The sequence below is a fragment of the Bacillus sp. FSL W7-1360 genome (assembly GCF_038592975.1).
In the GTDB taxonomy this organism is placed as follows: Bacteria; Bacillota; Bacilli; order Bacillales; family Bacillaceae_D; genus Shouchella; species Shouchella lonarensis.
Map to the genome: position 1 here is coordinate 2,771,295 of NZ_CP151950.1, position 17,025 is coordinate 2,788,319.

Annotated in this window: 14 protein-coding genes; 7 read left to right on the forward strand and 7 right to left on the reverse strand. The window is 42.9% G+C overall.

Annotation, left to right across the window (positions count from 1 at the left end; genetic code table 11):
* Positions 1 to 16 precede the first annotated feature (16 nt).
* From NSQ26_RS14280 to NSQ26_RS14290, 3 genes are all read left to right on the forward strand, one after another.
* On the forward strand, positions 17 to 1,864 hold the full coding sequence (locus tag NSQ26_RS14280; protein WP_499718661.1) for a beta-glucoside-specific PTS transporter subunit IIABC: 1,848 nt from the start codon (positions 17 to 19) through the stop codon (positions 1,862 to 1,864).
* A 16-nt stretch (positions 1,865 to 1,880) separates the two neighbouring features.
* Entirely contained in the window at positions 1,881 to 3,332 is a 1,452-nt protein-coding gene (locus NSQ26_RS14285) for a glycoside hydrolase family 1 protein (protein WP_499718662.1), read from the forward strand.
* A gap of 125 nt (positions 3,333 to 3,457) precedes the next feature.
* A complete protein-coding gene (locus tag NSQ26_RS14290; RefSeq protein ID WP_499718663.1) occupies positions 3,458 to 6,499 on the forward strand; it encodes a DEAD/DEAH box helicase in 3,042 nt (1,013 codons plus the stop codon).
* A 57-nt stretch (positions 6,500 to 6,556) separates the two neighbouring features.
* On the opposite strand, the gene NSQ26_RS14295 is transcribed toward NSQ26_RS14290, so the two are convergent.
* From NSQ26_RS14295 to NSQ26_RS14305, 3 genes are all read right to left on the reverse strand, one after another.
* Positions 6,557 to 6,880 (reverse strand): 2Fe-2S iron-sulfur cluster-binding protein, encoded by a 324-nt coding sequence (locus NSQ26_RS14295; RefSeq protein WP_499718664.1) that lies wholly within the window; start codon positions 6,878 to 6,880, stop codon positions 6,557 to 6,559.
* 279 nt (positions 6,881 to 7,159) lie between these two features.
* Positions 7,160 to 7,405 carry a CotD family spore coat protein gene (locus tag NSQ26_RS14300; protein ID WP_499718665.1) on the reverse strand — a complete coding sequence of 82 codons (246 nt, stop codon included), beginning with the start codon at positions 7,403 to 7,405 and terminating at the stop codon, positions 7,160 to 7,162.
* A gap of 153 nt (positions 7,406 to 7,558) precedes the next feature.
* Positions 7,559 to 8,662, reverse strand: coding sequence for an AI-2E family transporter (locus NSQ26_RS14305; protein ID WP_090776450.1), 1,104 nt, complete (start codon positions 8,660 to 8,662; stop codon positions 7,559 to 7,561).
* Between the two features lie 235 nt (positions 8,663 to 8,897).
* Here NSQ26_RS14305 and NSQ26_RS14310 point away from each other — a divergent pair, with 235 nt between their 5' ends.
* Together NSQ26_RS14310 and NSQ26_RS14315 are read left to right on the forward strand one after the other, a co-directional pair.
* Positions 8,898 to 9,110, forward strand: a complete 213-nt coding sequence (locus tag NSQ26_RS14310; protein WP_090776449.1) for a hypothetical protein — start codon at positions 8,898 to 8,900, stop codon at positions 9,108 to 9,110.
* 22 nt (positions 9,111 to 9,132) lie between these two features.
* Complete coding sequence (locus NSQ26_RS14315) at positions 9,133 to 10,164, forward strand: chymotrypsin family serine protease (protein WP_499718666.1); 1,032 nt, start codon at positions 9,133 to 9,135, stop codon at positions 10,162 to 10,164.
* Between the two features lie 52 nt (positions 10,165 to 10,216).
* Here the strand turns inward: NSQ26_RS14315 and NSQ26_RS14320 are convergent, their stop codons facing one another.
* Positions 10,217 to 10,750 carry a cysteine hydrolase family protein gene (locus NSQ26_RS14320; RefSeq protein ID WP_090776448.1) on the reverse strand — a complete coding sequence of 178 codons (534 nt, stop codon included), beginning with the start codon at positions 10,748 to 10,750 and terminating at the stop codon, positions 10,217 to 10,219.
* A gap of 177 nt (positions 10,751 to 10,927) precedes the next feature.
* On the opposite strand from NSQ26_RS14320, the gene NSQ26_RS14325 reads away from it, so the two are divergent.
* Positions 10,928 to 12,592: an acyl-CoA dehydrogenase family protein gene (locus NSQ26_RS14325; protein WP_499720084.1), complete on the forward strand. Its 1,665-nt coding sequence runs from the start codon at positions 10,928 to 10,930 to the stop codon at positions 12,590 to 12,592.
* Between the two features lie 29 nt (positions 12,593 to 12,621).
* Here NSQ26_RS14325 and NSQ26_RS14330 read toward each other — a convergent pair whose 3' ends face one another.
* The 3 genes from NSQ26_RS14330 to NSQ26_RS14340 all read right to left on the reverse strand — a co-directional run bounded on the left by NSQ26_RS14330 (position 12,622) and on the right by NSQ26_RS14340 (position 16,046).
* On the reverse strand, positions 12,622 to 13,902 hold the full coding sequence (locus NSQ26_RS14330) for a helix-turn-helix domain-containing protein (protein ID WP_499718667.1): 1,281 nt from the start codon (positions 13,900 to 13,902) through the stop codon (positions 12,622 to 12,624).
* Between the two features lie 92 nt (positions 13,903 to 13,994).
* Positions 13,995 to 14,579 carry a M15 family metallopeptidase gene (locus NSQ26_RS14335; RefSeq protein ID WP_499718668.1) on the reverse strand — a complete coding sequence of 195 codons (585 nt, stop codon included), beginning with the start codon at positions 14,577 to 14,579 and terminating at the stop codon, positions 13,995 to 13,997.
* 132 nt (positions 14,580 to 14,711) lie between these two features.
* Positions 14,712 to 16,046 (reverse strand): APC family permease, encoded by a 1,335-nt coding sequence (locus NSQ26_RS14340; protein ID WP_499718669.1) that lies wholly within the window; start codon positions 16,044 to 16,046, stop codon positions 14,712 to 14,714.
* Positions 16,047 to 16,157: 111 nt separating this feature from the next.
* On the opposite strand from NSQ26_RS14340, the gene NSQ26_RS14345 reads away from it, so the two are divergent.
* Positions 16,158 to 16,979 (forward strand): sulfurtransferase, encoded by an 822-nt coding sequence (locus NSQ26_RS14345; RefSeq protein WP_499718670.1) that lies wholly within the window; start codon positions 16,158 to 16,160, stop codon positions 16,977 to 16,979.
* The last annotated feature ends 46 nt before the right edge of the window (positions 16,980 to 17,025 follow it).

A 17,025-nucleotide genomic window follows, 5' to 3' on the forward strand; every position in this document is an offset into this window, starting at 1 on the left:
AAGGGAGGAGAAAAAGATGAAAGATCCAAAAACATTGGCGCAAGCAATTCTCACACATGTTGGTGGAGAAGAGAATGTCATTTCGGTTGTTCATTGTGCGACGCGGTTAAGGTTTAAATTGAAAGATAAGAACAAAGCAGTGAAACAAACGATTGAACAACTGACAGGCGTCATTCAAGTTGTCGAGAGTGGTGGACAATTCCAAGTTGTGATCGGTAATGAAGTGTCTGATGTATACCGGGAATTGACACAAATGATGTCACCAACGGAAAACACAGACGAGCTCCCGCAAGAAAAAGGGAATGTATTAAGCAAGGCGATTGATATTATTTCAGCGATTTTCACACCGATTCTTGGTGTTTTAGCTGGGGCGGGGATTTTAAAAGGATTGTTGTTAATCTTTGAAGCGGTTGGTTGGTTAAGTGAGGCAGATGGGACGTATCATATTTTATTTGCTGGTGCAGATAGTTTGTTTTACTTTTTACCAATCCTGTTAGCAATCACTTCGGCCCGGAAATTCGGGGCAGATCCATACGTAGCAGTTGTTGTTGCTGGGGCACTATTGTATCCGACAATTGTTGATGCTTTCGAGTCCGGTGTCAATTGGACATTTCTTGGCATACCGGTTGTCCTGGCAAGTTATGCGACGTCGGTGATTCCGATCATTTTAGCAGTGTATGTGTTAAGTCATCTGCAAAAGTTTATTACGCCACGTATTCCGTCGAGTGTGCGGTTGTTCTTCGTACCACTGATTCTTATTAGTGTCACCGTTCCATTGACTTTGTTGCTTTTTGGACCATTTGGTTCAATGGTGAGTGGTTGGCTCGCTGACGGGTATAGTTTCTTATATGCATTAAGTCCAATTGTTGCCGGAGTCTTTATTGGTGCGGTATGGCAAGTGCTTGTCATTTTTGGTTTACACTGGGGATTAGTGCCAATTATGATGAATAACTTATCGGCATTTGGATCTGACACACTTACCGCCTTAATTGCGCCGGCTGTTTTTGGACAAGCGGGTGCAGCGCTGGCCGTATTTTTCAAGACACGTGTGACATCAGTAAAAGCAATCTCGGGCTCGGCATCTCTTTCTGGTTTGTTTGGTGTGACGGAACCAGCTGTGTATGGCGTAACCCTGCGCTATAAAAAACCTTTCGTAATGGGTTCGATTGCCGGAGCCATTGGTGGTGGGATTGTCGGTCTGTCTGGTTCGGCGGCCATTGCTTCCGGGTTACCAGGTTTGGCATCATTGCCGATCTTTTTCACAGATGGTTTTGCTGGCCTAATTGTTGCAATTACAGTAGCTTTCGTGTTGGCGATTCTCTTGACTTATCTTTTCGGTTATAATGACCGGATGGTGTCCGGAGAGAATGATCAAAAGAAAGAAGCAACTCCTTCCGAGTCATTAAACAAAACGTACACGTTAACGAGCCCTTTAAACGGGGAAGTTGTTCCATTATCACAGGTGAGTGATGCAGCATTTTCAAGTGGTGCTTTAGGGGAAGGTGTCGGGATTAAACCGCATGAAGGGAAATTATTTGCACCGGCAGATGGGGTCGTGCAAACGGTGTTTCCGACACATCATGCGTATGGCTTACAAAGTGACGATGGGGTTGAAGTGTTAATGCACATTGGTATTGACACGGTGCAACTTGATGGCACTCACTTTCAAGCGCATGTAAAACAAGGGGCCCACGTGAAACAAGGCACGTTACTTGCAACATTTGACATCGAAGCGATTGAAAAAGCAGGGTATGACGCAACAACGGTGGTGGTTGTCACCAATAGTAAAGCGTATTTGGATGTTGTTCCGGCAGATTCAGGTACAGTCACTGGCAATGATCGTCTAGTTGAAATTATGATCTAAAAAGGAGAGAGTAGAAATGACATTTCCGGCAAATTTTTTATGGGGTGGCGCGACGTCAGCAAATCAAATTGAAGGAAACTATGATGTAGATGGAAAAGGGCTATCGACAGCGGATGTCGTAGAGTATGTGAAACCGGAAGACCGGACGAACATGGAAATCCCGTTCCCGTCTTCTGATGAAATAAAACATGCACTAGAAACGGAATCTGGACGGACGTTTCCGAAGCGATTTGGCATTGATTTTTACCACACGTACGAATCAGATTTGGCTTTAATGAAAGAAATGGGTTTTAAAACATTCCGTGTTTCAATTGCATGGGCGCGCATCTTTCCAACTGGTGTAGAGTCTGAACCAAACGAATCCGGGTTAAAATTTTATGATCGATTGTTTGCGGAGATACGTGCAAATGGGATGGAGCCACTTGTGACCTTATCTCATTATGAAATGCCGCTCCATTTGACATTAGCATATGGTGGCTGGCTCAACCGTAAGCTCATTGACTTGTTTACGCATTATGCCAAAACAGTGTTTGCTCGTTACAAAGACCAAGTGAAATATTGGTTGACGTTTAATGAGATCAATTCATTATTAATGGCGCCGTATATTGGCGGCGGTTTTACGCGTGATCAAGTAGAAGATGGAAAACTGCTTCAAGCTCAATATCAAGCAGCACACAATCAACTTGTTGCAAGTGCGAAAGCGACGAAAGCGTGTCATGAAATTGTTGACGGTGCAAAGGTTGGCTGTATGGTGATTGGCATGATCAATTATCCGCAAAGTACCCATCCTGCTGATGTTTTTGCGACACACGAATCGATGCGTAATACGTTCTTCTTCACGGACGTACATGTGCGTGGGAAGTATCCAACGTATATGAAACGTTTCTTCCGAGAAAATAAGATTACAATAGAGAAATCGCCAGAAGACGAGGAAATTTTGCAAGCCGGGACGGTTGATTTCATCTCGCTTAGTTATTATATGTCGGGTGTCGCTGCGCGCCAAGAGGTAGAAGGCGAGCACGCCGCAGGAAATCTGTTAACCGGGTTGAAAAACCCGCACTTGGAGGAGTCTGAATGGGGTTGGCAAATTGACCCGGTTGGCTTACGCACATTGTTAAATGTCTTTTATGAGCGCTACGAGATGCCTTTATTTATTGTAGAAAATGGATTAGGGGCAGTTGATCATGTGACCGAAGACGGGCGTGTCCATGACTCATATCGCATCAATTATTTACAAAGCCATATTGAACAAATGAAAGAAGCAATTGTCGATGGCGTAGACCTTTGGGGTTACACGACGTGGGGACCGATTGACTTAGTTAGCTTTTCTACTTCGGAGATGACAAAGCGATATGGTTTCATTTATGTCGATCAGGATGACTACGGGCGCGGCAGTAAAAAGAGATTGAAAAAAGATAGCTTTTACTGGTACAAACAAGTTATTGCGACAAACGGTGAAGAACTGTAAAGATATGATAGAAGGCGGGAGGGAGATCCCGTCTTTTTTTGTATGTTTATGGAGAAATAATATATATATGATATTGTTTTACACTTTGCTTTTTGATAAGCTAGCATAAAGGGGAGGTGCATGGCATGAACCATGAACAGCGGGTGCTTAAAGCATGGTGGGTAACGGAGCTGCTTCAAATGCCGTCTATAGATGAAAAAAGTTCTTCTATAGAGAGGCTGAAACTGCGACAAGGAAAGGAAATGCCATGGACACAAAATAAAACGGAAAATCATCAGAACATTGTGGGTTATCGCATTTACATTGGAATTATGCCACTAAAAGGCGTCATGACATTTATTCGAGACACATTTGCTTCAACCGAAACTTTTTATCAGATGCCAGACGAGAAAAAATTTATGGCGGTGGTTCATGTTGCACCTGATGGGCAATATCAGGGTGATGGTTTGCAATTGCCATACATGAGCGTGCTCTTAGGGAAACTTAGGACATTTGTTGGAGAAAAAGGCTACGATGATTTTATTGATTATTTCAACACAATAGAAAAGGAGCTGCAAGCTCTCTGTAATCAATTGTTTTATGGGAAACATCTTGGTGAAGCGCATGTGAAGGAAATGAAAGCAGTGCTCGTCAATGCGTTACAATTCCCTGAACACTTATTTGTCCAAGCAGAACAAGGATACTTATTTGATTGTCGGATCGAGAAGCTAACGAAACGGTCATCGGCACTGCTGATGAAAAGCTTCTTTGCTGAGGAATTACAAATGTTATCAAAAAAGAAAGCGCTTCCTCCTGCTTTATTGGCGTACTTAAATGGCTGTCAGCAGCGTACCGATGTAAATGAAGTCCGCGAAGTGCTTGAAGATTGGATTGACCCTGGTAAAATGCCACCAGCGCGCTGGCCGGCACCGGCACATCATCACTTGTCGCTAATGCAACAGGTAGCAGTCAACGTCATTTTGAGTGGTGAATCGCCACTAGATACAGTCAATGGACCACCGGGGACAGGGAAAACGATGTTATTAAAAGAAGTGTTTGCCGCACGTGTATTTGAGCGGGCAAAAGCCATGGTGGCGTTTCAACATCCCGCGGATGCGTTTACACCAATGGACACTGTACTAAAAACAACCAATTTTTCACACCATCCCTTTCAACTTGATCCAAGCATTACCGGTTATAGCATGGTTGTCGCTTCTTCAAACAATGCTGCGGTCGAAAATATTTTTACAGAGCTGTCGAACAGAAAAGCGGTGGTGCGAGAGAAGGATGAGAAATTACATGCCGCATCGCAAGCGCGTGAACAAGAAATTGCGCATCTTGCGGCAGAGGTCGACTATTTTTCTTCCGTGGCGGATGGGGTTGGTGGCGTAGAGACAGGTTCATCGTGGGGATTGTTTTCTGTTGCGTTAGGGAACAAAAAAAATAACGACAATTTTTCACAAGCCTTTTGGTATGATAAAGCCGCTGATCATAAAACAATGGCCGCATATTTGGCTGATGAGGGAGTTTATGATTTGACAGACTGGGAAAGAGCAAAGGAAGCGTTTTTGTTGCTTTCAGAAGAAATCGAGAAGCGGAAATCACGGCTTGCACAATGTGCGTATGTGTTGCGTCGGTATGAAGCGCTGCAGGAACGGAAAAAAGAAGTGAATGAGTTACTTTTAAAGATGGGTCACAATTTATCAGTGCGAAAGCAGCGAATGATCCAAGTTGCACATGAATTAGCAGAGACGAAAGCATCAATAAAGTTGATGTCGATGGAGGGACTTTGGCCGCGGATAAAAGGGAAGTGGATAGGGCGGAAAACAAAGTTGACGGAGTTGAAACAACAACTAACGGTGTTGGAACGAGAATTGGGAGAAGTACATATATTGTTGGTTGAATTAGAGAAAGAAATAGAGGCAATGAAACGGGAACGCGATGAATGGAATGAAATGATGGATGATGTGGCTGCGTTGCTGAAAAGGTTGCGTAAAGAAGGTGTGATCATTCCTGATGATGATTATTGGGAAGGTAGTTACGCGCAGCGCCAAAAAACAGCGCCGTGGTTATCAGAAGAGCTCAATCATTTACGCTCGCAAGCCTTTTTACTGGCGCTAAAGGTACACAAAGTGTTCCTCTTTTTGGCAAGAGATCGTGTAAAGCGCAACATGCGGGTTTATTTTAATCGCAAGCAATTTGATTTAAATACGGAAGTAGCGCGTCAGGCTGTATCGGCATCTTGGCAAACGTTGTTTTTGATGATCCCAGTCGTATCGACAACGTTTGCTTCGGCAGGTCGTTTGTTTTGCGAGTTAGGCGCAGAAGAGATTGGCGATTTGTTTATTGATGAAGCGGGTCAAGCAGTTCCGCAAGCGGCTGCGGGGATGATTTATCGGTCTAAACATGCTGTAATCGTCGGTGACCCTAAGCAAATTGAGCCAGTGGTCACAATGCCTGAGACGTTGTTGCATGATATTCGCACACTTTATAAGGTAGAAGAAGCGTATATATCATCGTCATCTTCTGTACAATTAGTTGCCAATCTAGGGAATCCAATGGGAACGTTTATTGGTGAGCAGTGGATTGGTCTGCCATTATGGGTACATCGGCGTTGTGCTGACCCGATGTTTACAATTGCAAATACAATTGCTTATGAAAACAAGATGATCCTTTTTTCAGATAAACATTCCCCTCACAGCCGTTGGGTCAATGTGACTGGTAGCGCGGTGCGCGGTCAGTATATTGAGGAGCAAGGACAAATGGTGGAAAAGCTTGTATTTGGGGCATTTGAGCAGGGAGTGATACCTAGTTTATATGTGATTACGCCGTTTCCAATTGTGAAAGAGGAAATAAAAAAGAAGTTACGTCACAAGAACGAAGCACTCGCACATCTATCAGGGCATCCCGTTGAAGAAATAAATCATTGGATTCAACACAATATCGGGACTGTGCACACATTTCAAGGAAAAGAAGCAGACACTGTTGTCTTCGTAGTGGGGACAGATGAGTGCCAGACAAGTGCAGCGAATTGGATTGTCGCAAAACCGAACTTGATTAACGTTGCAGTGACACGTGCAAAAGAAACGATCGTGATCATAGGCGATCGTGAGCGTCTGTCAAAGTTGCCATATTTTGATGTGGTATTTGATATATTGGAGGAACTTGCATATGTAGAATTAACATGAAGCATAAAGTCAATAGTGTAAAAAAGATGAACCCGATCATGACCGGGTTCATCTTTTTTATTCTTCTGGTCGTTTTCCTGGATCCATTTGTTCATTGGTTGCTGTACGCAATGGTTTTACTGTTAAATCAGAAGAGACACGAATCTGGCATGACAATCGGAGAGACTCGTCTGTAATGCCCTTTTTTTCTCGAATGGCCGTTTCGGCTTCGTTAATTGGGCCAGGATCGCCTGATTGGATCTCACATAAACATGTTGTGCAGCGGGCCTGTCCTCCGCATCGGTGTAGAATGTCAACACCATGATCTTCTAACGCGAGAACAAGTTTTGTTCCTTCTTTTACTTGAAAGGTGCGGTACCCTTCGGCATGAATCGTTGGCATCATAAGCATCCCCTTATTTTTTAGTCTATGTCTATAAATTAGTGTACCACAAGAGGGGAGTATAAGGTGCGTTTTGTGTTTGTGTTCGTGTGTGATAAAGAATGACAATAAATTTTGTCAATGAATGGACATTGGAGATTGCCCGGGAAATGAAATATGGGGAATAGTAGGGAGTGAAGGAAAAGGAGTAGATGTTTTGACGTTTGCATGAAATGGATGAGGGCACTAATGTCTGGAAGCGTAGAATGATGGCAGAGAAGAAGCCTCTTTAGAGAGAGGCTAGAAGCGAGGCCATTTATTTTTGGATGGTGCTGTCAAATGTTGATGACAATAAATTGGAGGGCATTGCTGATGAGATGTTGTTTGTGGAAAGGTGTGAACGTGCCGATAGACATGGTCGGTTACATAGGTCGTTAATACTGGTTGGATTTCTCGGATAACATATTCTTCTACATAGCCAGATTGAGGCATGTGCTGGCAATGTGCACGTGTCTTTTTCGGTTGTGGGAACAGGCGATCAAACATTGTTGTCACTCCTTTCTTCTATTCGGCAATGTATGGAAAAGTCTAACACTTATTTATTATATGTTTGTAAGCTTAGATTGATCTAGGCACTAAAAAAAGAAGCGTTGCATGTGCACGCTTCTTTAAGGAATGCTTAAAAAACATTTTGTCTCACTATGATTTAACCGGGGGCGTATGTGACGTTCTCATACGAATACGAATGAGACGATAAGTATGTTGAACAATGACTTTCCCTACCGCATAGGTTGGTACGGCAAGTAAGATGCCAACAAAGCCTGCTAGCTGACTTGCAACGAGGAGGACAAAGATAATGGTGATTGGGTGAACCGATAATTGACGCCCCATGATTTGTGGGGAGAAAATGTTGCTTTCGACTTGTTGGATGACAACGACGCCAATAATGACAAGCACAGCGGTAAATGGCTCATGAAACAACGCTACAATGACAGCAGGGGCTGTACCAATCCATGGTCCGAGGAACGGGATGACATTTGTAAATAGCGCTACAACAGCCAATACAAGTGCATAATCTAGTCCAATAATTAAGTACCAAATTAAACAGAGCGTTCCTACGCATGCGCTCACCAAAATTTGCCCTTGGATGTAAGAGCTTAACGCCTTGTCCAAGTCTGCAAGTACCTTTTTTCCTTCTTCTTGTTCTCGACGTGGGAACAAGTTAAGAATCATAAGGGGCGCTTTCTTCCCCTCTTTGAGCATGTAAAACAATACAAAAGGAATGATGACAGCGACAATAATAATATTGGCGATCGCTCCGATAAATGCACCGATGCTTGCTAGAAACGACTCAATATACCCTTGGAGGTTGTCACTGAATGTTTCTGAAATGTTGTCAATGGATAAATCACTGCTATGTAGCAGGTTTTGTACGGCAGGTTGTTGTTGTAAATCCATAGCAAACTGTTGCACAACTTTTCCATAACGCGGGGCATTATCAATGAAGTCTAGAATTTGTGCTTGGATGATTGGCACGATATATAAAATAGCGGAAGTGATCACACCAATTAATGCCAAAAAGACAATCAAGATGGAAAGACCACGGGGAATTTTCTTGTTCAGTAAATTAACAAAGGGTCTAAGTAAATAGTAGATGACTAAAGCAATGACAATTGGTGCAAACAATGTTTGTACGAGCACCGCGAGCGGCTTAAAGATGAAATTGACTAGCGAGCCAAGATAGATAATAAGGAAGATCACAATGATCCAACAAGCAAAACGAAATAATCTACTTTCCATCATTATGTAGTACCGCCTCTCTTTTTTCGTATATCGTATTGATTCGTTACTTCTATATTATAGGGAGAATCATTTGAAAGCAAGTCTAACGTAGGGATGCGCGTGGTTTCTGTGTCTACTTAGAAATAGTTTTTAGTATTATTTTTCAAGAGAATATCCTACGTGTTAAAAACATAGTAATGAGTATACATCATTTGATTACGATGTTCCCGACACGAAAGAGAGAGGGGTTGATTGATTGACAATCGAGGAAGTGTTACAGAAGCATGAGCACCATTTATTAAGCATTCCTGATGTGATTGCGATTGGTGTTGGGAAAAAAAATGGACAAGATGTCATTCAAGTGTTTGTCGTGAAAAAGGTGGGTGAATTAAAGGAGGCAGTGCCACATCACCTTGAAGGATTTTTGGTGGATGTGATAGAGGCAGGCGAGATTACACCGCACGTGTAAAATAGAGAAGGTGGGTGAGGGTGTGAAAGAGAAAGGGTACACATTGACGACGCAAATGCAACAGGATTTGCAAAAAGTTCAAGTAGAGACAGAAGAAGCATTGTTAAAGTTAAAGAATGTCAATGGTGTTGGTGTAGGTCTCAAACAAGTGGACGGTAAGGTCACGAGTACGCCAGCGCTTACGGTCATGGTCGAACAAAAAGCGGATATGGAAACATTAGAGAGCAGTCAAATTGTACCACCAGAAGTGAACGGGATGAAAACCGATGTCATCCAAGTAGGTCATTTAATGACAGGTCAGCAGATGGCTATGGAGACTGGCATCACAACACTTGCGAATCGTGTACGTCCAGCAAAAGGAGGGTATAGCGTTGCACATCGCCATGTAACTGCAGGAACAATCGCGACGTGTGTATATGATATTTTGCCAAATGGATCAACGAACCCGCCTACGCACGGGTACGGTGTGCCAACAAGGTATTACTTGTTAAGCAACAATCATGTGCTTGCCAATACGAATAGTGCAAACATAGGTGACCCCATTTTGCAACCCGGTCCAATTGATGGAGGAACGGATCCAACTGATCGCATTGGGACATTATCGCACTATATCCCCATTATGTTAACACCGCAAGTGCCATTGTCGAATCAAAATAATTTGGTTGATGCGGCAATTGCCCAAGCACCTTTCCATCAAATTGACCGATCGATCTATTGGTTAGGGCACGTACGTGGCTGGCGCTTAAAACAAAATGTGACCGTTGGGACACGAGTGAAAAAGACGGGACGAACAACAAATACGACTTATGGCATCATTACAACGGTCAATGCAACGGTCGATGTAAACTTTGGTTCTGGACGGGTAGGGCGTTTCCGAGAACAAATCATCACCACAAATATTTCAGCAGGGGGCGACTCCGGGTCGTTGGTCATGACCGATGATAATGTGGCTGTCGGTTTGTTATTTGCTGGTTCTTCCGCAGTGACGATTGCGAATCAGATTGAAAATGTTCGCGCGTTGCTTGATGTGGAAATAGCTGATCAAATATTGTAGAGAGAATATGCCTGCCTCAGTGTTCGTTTAAAAGAGGCAGGCATATTTTAGGTTAAAAAGATAACTTTTGCTTGACGTCTGCTGTGTCGCATACGCACATAGTCTGTGACCAATCCAGAACGGTGGCGATAAAGTCTCGGACATCTAATTCGCTTGTGTCGTATGTACCACCGTGATTGACTGTGGCAGTGGCGTCTTCAATGAACGTTACATCATAGCCACGGTCATATGCGGCAATGGCAGTAAAGAGACAACAAAATTCACTATTAAAACCAGTAATATATAATTGACTGACTTTATGTTTGACTAGCGTTTCTTGCAAGTCAGTATGATAGAAAGCACTTGGGCCGCTTTTTTCAATAATGTGGTCGTTCGGGAAATAGTGTAGCATTGGTGAGAGTGTGGCACCTTCAGCTTTGTAATAAAATGGGTCATCTTGATCATTAGAAATATGTTTTACAAATATCACCAACCAATCTTGTGTTTTAAATATAGAAATAAGGTCATTCATCCGTGCCAATTCTTCCGAAAAATCACCTTGTTTTACAAATGTTTGTTGCACATCAATAACAAGAAGCGCTTTCATATCAAATGTCCCCTTCATTTAGATGGTGTCCAATAAGTATAAGTGGCACAGGTACAATGGTCAATATGTTGGTGGTACTTTCAGTTGACGCGTATCGCATTGTCAACTAAACTATAAGAATAGCGCGAGAAAAATATTAAATAAACGTTTGTTTGATGGGAGGAGGATGTTGTGAGCATGACGTTCCAAGCGAAAGAACAAGTATTATTGTCCAAGTTAAAAGAGCAATGTTCGCCGTCATTATATCGTTACGCCGAACGAGAATTGACCGATTTTTACACGAATTGTTATAAGACATTTGATGAGCGGGCGGTCCATACAGATCGAGAAGGACAACCAAGGCTTATTCGGTATGATCGTTTTGGTGAAGAAGTTTCTCATGTTTGGGTTAATGAAGGATATAAACAGACGGTAGACGCTACATATAAGACGGGGATTGTTGGTTATATCCATAAAGATATTCCGGAACTTGGGGAAAAAGGAAATTATACGTATTCGTTTGCGCAAGGATATATTTTATCTCAAGTGGAACCAGGGTTTTATTGTCCAGTCACCTTGACGATGGCTGTGGCTTATGTCGTTGACCATTTTGCTAGTGATGCGCTAAAAGAACGGTTTTTACCGCATTTGCTTGCCACAGGAGACGTTGAATTATATGAAGGCGCGACATTTTTAACGGAGAGACAAGGGGGCTCAGATGTGGGTGCGAATGTCGTATGTGCAGTGCCTGATGAGAATCATTACCGTCTTTATGGTGAGAAATATTTTGCATCAAACGTTGGTCAATGTGGTGTCGCCGCTGTATTGGCACGGATTGAAGGGGCTGAATCAGGGACAAAAGGATTAAGCCTATTTTTAGTTCCATGGAAAGAGGATGATGGTAAGGTAAATCAGTTATATGTGCGACGCTTGAAAGATAAGCTTGGTGTAAGGGCAGTTCCTTCTGGAGAAGTGGTGTTTGATGGGGCGAAAGCTTATTTAGTTGGCGATGAAACACGTGGACTGGCGTATATGATGGAAGCGCTTAATTTGTCACGCATATGCAATAGCATCGCATCCGTAGGAATCATGAAACGTGCACTAAATGAAGCTGTGACTTATGCAGAGAAAAGAGAAGCATTTGGGAAAAAATTAACGGAGCACACAATGATACAAGAAACGATCGCAACGTTATATGCCCGGCAAGAGATTCAGTTATCAGCGTTGTTTGAATCCATTGCTCTATATGAACAAGTCGCGTCGGAACCAGAAAAAGCACGTTCAGATGATATTGCGCTTAATCGTTTGTTCATTGCTTTATTAAAAGCAAGAACAGCCAAAGAAGCGATCACATTTTCGCACGAAGCCATTGAATTGCACGGGGGCAACGGATACATTGAAGATTTCGTGTTACCACGTTTGTTACGAGATGCGCAAGTACTTACGGTATGGGAAGGTACGGAAAATATCTTGGCGTTGGAAGTGCTACGCTTGCTTCATACGTATCAAGTAGACCAATTGTTTTCACGGGCACTTCAAGAAGCGCTATCTCGTGCGAAACAAGCGATGGCACCAGTCGTGTTGGCACAAGTAGAAAAGAAGCATGCATCACTGACAGTTTTCCTTGCAAAGCTGAAAAAGGCGAGCCGAGAGGAGCAAATGTATCATGCGAAGAGGCTAGCAGACCAAATGACCGACTTATGGCTCGTTGTACACGGTTATGCACGTAGTGTGGATAAGCGATCACGCTTACTTGCTGATATATTGAGAAGACACCTTTGGATGGCAGACGAGTATGATGACACGATGTTAGAATCTTTTGCGGTTGTGATGGCACAACGAGAGGGAGCACAGGCGCTATAAAAATGTATGTATGTTCATCCCCTTTTCTATTAAGTTGGAGAAGGGAATGAACGTTTATGGACAACGGGCTTATTTTTTGCTTTTGTAACATATTGCGTCAAAATGGCATTCGCATGTTCGTGATGCCCTTTGTTTTGGTACGATTCAGCAAGCTCGATTGCATATGGGACGAGGTTTGGTCCGTGATCAGCTTCATTAAAATAAGGCAACATGACATTTTCAATAAAGTGATCGATACGATTGCTGCCCTTCAGATGGAGCAGTGAGTATCGCGCCTGCAGATTTAAATGAGGAAAACCATGCTTCTCGCTTAACGCCATGACTTCGTGGAGCATGTTGGTAATTTGGTCGTGGTTCATGGATAAGCGTGCGCACACTTGTGCAGTAGCTAGTAAGCAATGGCAATAAACTTCGCTTGATTTTTCAAAGTATTTCAGGCATTCGCTTAAGTACTGATAACTTTTTTGATCGCACTTCATCTTTTTTAGGACAATGCCATAATGGTAGTGGGTTTTGTAGTACAATGCTTGCTGATTGAACAGGCGCGCATGACGCAATAAGGTTTTAAATAGTCTCATTGCATCTTCAATCATATTCATGCTTGCATAATTAGTTGCCAGTAACAGTTGCGCTTGAAACGTATGGATATAGTTATCTGTTTGTTTGAATATACGCAAAGCGTCTCGCGCATGTATGACTGCTTTCTCGTGCTCGTGCAGTCTCGTGTAACATTGACTTAATGCAAAATCAATCTCTTGCATGGGAGTATGGGTAGTGCAGTGATCTTTTCTGCGTATATCCAGGAGTTGTTGCTTCGCCTCTGAAAATCGGTGTTCAGTCATAAGCAATAAACTGTTAAAAAACGCGCAAAGCAATGTTTCATCATAGGTGAGGCTCGATTGGTTTTTTGATAAAATTTGTTGCTGTTTTTTTGCATTGATAATGTCATCATTTTGCAAGTGGTACCGCAGCATGTACAAATGGTACGTATAAAGAAAGCTTGTGCGGGTAATCATTTCTTCTCTTTTGTGAAGGAATTGTGCAAGCTCTTTTGCTTCTTGCATGTCAATAAACTGAATAGCCTCTATAAATGAGCGAAGAGCCTCTTTTAGCTGCGTATACTGCGCTTGTTCTTCCTTCATATCTACATTGAGCTTTTTTAATAGTTGTTTTGCGGTATTGTGGTTGACGTCGTAAACACCGTTTTCAATTTTGCTCAAATGAGGAATAGAACAAATTCCAAGTGCTAGTTCTGCTTGTGTCATGTCTTGCTTCAGCCGATAATATTTAATTGTTTTTCCTAGATTCATGGTCCACCAGCCTACTTTGTAAAATACGTTAATTCAACCTATTCGACATCGAAGGCAATATTTCCTGCAAAAAGTATGAAAAAAAGCGTGCATTACTCCGAGGCGTTGCTCGCATGTATGAGTTCATTGATTGTATAACCAAAGGTCATTTGTAGATGAGGATAATCTTTGAAGCCATGCCAATCGCCGCCCCACTCGAAGCCCAGTTCTTTTGCGAGTGCAGCCACTTCAAACCAATCAGGTTCCCCGTTGTTGTTTCCGTCATAAGTAGTGTCCCAAATGATCGTCTCGTTTTGATCAAGTAAGGCAAAGTCAACAGCAAGGCCATAATTATGGTACGATTGCCCCCCTTTTGCATGGGTCACGATGTTGCCCCCTGTTTGACGTCCTTGATGATACAGTTCATCTTGCTTTTCGTGTGTGCGGTAACCATCTGTAATGACAATGTCTATATGAATCTCTTTGGCAGCTGTGATGAGCTGTTCGGTTTTTTCTGCAACGGTTGCATGAAGTTCATCAAGTACGGCAATTTCTTTTAACTGTGGATCATCGGCTGTTGTTTGCAGTGAAAATAAAGTGTGTGTCATCGCATATAGTTGTGCCCGTTCTTTCCAGACAAAAAATGCGATAGAGCCGAGCGCAAACGCAATAAGTAAACGTTTTATTATTCGATGCATGCTGTATGTCTCCCTTTCATATTCCTCCTATTTTAATGTGTAAAGGTGGTTATGTCGATGCCATGTTCACATTTGGATAAATGAGGAAGTTGAACACCTTTTCCGCGCATGACAAGGAAAGGTGCTCATTCATCACTCTTTATCTCTAATATGGAAAGAAAAGTCTGGATTGTGCCGACGTCGGAAAATATAATAGATGAGTCCGAGCGTGAGCCAAGTAGAGCCGATGAAGAGGGCGTGTTGATCTATGCTCGCTAACAACCATAAGCAAAAGGATGCGCCTAGAGACGGAATGAATAAGAAACGGATCATGTCAAGTAGTGAACGCTTTCGCTTGCGAATGAAGTAATGACCAATGACGGACGCATTTACACTAGTGAATCCAATGAGTGCCCCAAAGCTAATAAAGGAGTAAATGATTTCTAGTTCTCCAAAAACGGCTGTTAAAGAAATAACCCCGATTAACAATACATTGAATAACGGTGTTTTTAAACGTGGATGCACATAGCCGAAAAATCGCTTCGGTAATGCATTGTCTCTTCCCATTGCAAACAAAATGCGCGCAGCACTTGCGTGTGATGACAGAGAGGAGGAAACAACTGCTACCATTGTCCCAGCAAGAAAGAATGCGTGTAAGAATGCACCGCCAGCATACAGCGCAATCTCTAATGAAGCCGAGTCGGCCGATTGGAACTGCTGGAAATGCGGATACACTTGTTGCATGAGATAAGAAATACTGACAAAAAGAACACCGCCAACGAGGACAACGAGCATAATGGCACGGGGGACGGTTTTCTCTGGATTTTTCGTCTCCTCAGATAAAGTAGATACGGCATCAAAGCCAAGAAAAGAAAAGCAAAGGATTGATGCGCCAGTAAAGACAGTGGTGAATTCAAAGGAAGGGCTAAAAAATGGTAATGGAGAAAGTAGTTCACCTGTACCGAGCCCGTTTTGTAGACCGACGACCATGAAATAGGCGAAAACGCAAGCGACAATGATTTGAAAAGTGACCAACAAAGATGTAATATTTGCGGTTAATTGAATACCGAAGGCGTTGATGGTTGTAATGCTGATCGCTAAAATGAGTACCCAGACGAATGGAGAAACATCTGGAAAAGCAGCTGATAAATAAGCCATTCCGATGGCAAAGTTGACCATCGGTAAAAACAAATAATCGAGTAGTAAAGTCCATCCGGCAACAAATCCGACGTGTGGATGGAGACTATGGTAAGCATACGTATACGCTGAGCCCGCTTTCGGATAAGCTTGGACCATTTTCCCGTAACTATAAGCTGTGAGAAGCAAAGCGACAATGGTAAATAAATATGCAGCGGCAACATGTCCTTTTGTTAATTGCGCAACAATACCATATGAGTCAAACACAACTAATGGGTCCATATAAGCGAGACCGATGACGAGTAACGGTACCAGCGTAAGCGTACGCCGTAACTGTTGTTCCTTCTCCAAAGGAACCACCCCCTAAAAAAATGTCCACCTTATTGTAAATTGTTATGGCAGGAAGTGCAACAGTGAAGGAGAATAATGTATGAAAGAAATGAAAAAAGGAGAGAAACCAATATGTTCATTTCCGCAAAGGAGCTCGTGCGTAACGAAGGATCGTTTTTAATTTTAGATGTGCGACATACACTAGAGGACGTAGATGAGGGACAGAAATTGTATGAAGACGCCCATATTCCGCATGCGCAGTTTGTGAATATGGCGACTGAGCTGGCCGATAAGACGAAAAAAGAGGGAGGGCGCTATCCGCTGCCCTCTGTTAAAAAGATGACTCAGTTGTTTCAAGAAAAAGGTGTCTCACATGACATGCCTGTCGTTGTGTATGACCAAAGTGGTGGGATGATGGCGGCGCGAGCGTGGTGGATGCTCTATTATTTGGGACATAAGCAAGTGATGGTATTAGAGGGTGGTTTTTCACGTTGGTGTACGCTTGGGTATGAAACGACGTCTGAGGTTTCGCGAGCGAAGAAAACAATATTTGTACCGCGCGTACGTGCGGATATGTTGCTTTCTGCTTCGGAAGTATACGCACGTGTGAATGATCCAAAAACAACGTTAATTGATGCACGTGCACCCGAGCGTTTTCGTGGTGAGCATGAAACACGTGACGCAAAATCGGGACACATTCCAGGTGCAAAAAATTATTTTTGGAAAGGCGTGCTGCGTGAGGATGGTTTATGGAAAAATGAGGAAGAATTAAAACAACATTTCTCCGCGCTCCCAAGAGATCATGACATTGTTGTTTATTGTGCGTCTGGGATCTCTGCTTGTCCGAACGTCATGGCATTGAAGCGAGCGGGATTTCAACACGTGAAGTTGTATGCGGGTAGTTGGAGTGATTGGATCACACACGTTGGGTATCCAATTGAAACAGGAGATTAATCCGCACATGTAAGGGTTTTGATTCCCATCTTCCCTTGTTATACTT

Bases quoted from the DNA above. Each gene is read 5' to 3' on its own strand.
- NSQ26_RS14280 (WP_499718661.1), top strand. From the start codon at position 17: ATGAAAGATCCAAAAACATTGGCGCAAGCAATTCTCACACATGTTGGT.
- NSQ26_RS14285 (WP_499718662.1), top strand. From the start codon at position 1,881: ATGACATTTCCGGCAAATTTTTTATGGGGTGGCGCGACGTCAGCAAAT.
- NSQ26_RS14290 (WP_499718663.1), top strand. From the start codon at position 3,458: ATGAACCATGAACAGCGGGTGCTTAAAGCATGGTGGGTAACGGAGCTG.
- NSQ26_RS14295 (WP_499718664.1), bottom strand. From the start codon at position 6,880: ATGCCAACGATTCATGCCGAAGGGTACCGCACCTTTCAAGTAAAAGAA.
- NSQ26_RS14300 (WP_499718665.1), bottom strand. From the start codon at position 7,405: ATGTTTGATCGCCTGTTCCCACAACCGAAAAAGACACGTGCACATTGC.
- NSQ26_RS14305 (WP_090776450.1), bottom strand. From the start codon at position 8,662: ATGATGGAAAGTAGATTATTTCGTTTTGCTTGTTGGATCATTGTGATC.
- NSQ26_RS14320 (WP_090776448.1), bottom strand. From the start codon at position 10,750: ATGAAAGCGCTTCTTGTTATTGATGTGCAACAAACATTTGTAAAACAA.
- NSQ26_RS14325 (WP_499720084.1), top strand. From the start codon at position 10,928: ATGACGTTCCAAGCGAAAGAACAAGTATTATTGTCCAAGTTAAAAGAG.
- NSQ26_RS14330 (WP_499718667.1), bottom strand. From the start codon at position 13,902: ATGAATCTAGGAAAAACAATTAAATATTATCGGCTGAAGCAAGACATG.
- NSQ26_RS14335 (WP_499718668.1), bottom strand. From the start codon at position 14,579: ATGCATCGAATAATAAAACGTTTACTTATTGCGTTTGCGCTCGGCTCT.
- NSQ26_RS14345 (WP_499718670.1), top strand. From the start codon at position 16,158: ATGTTCATTTCCGCAAAGGAGCTCGTGCGTAACGAAGGATCGTTTTTA.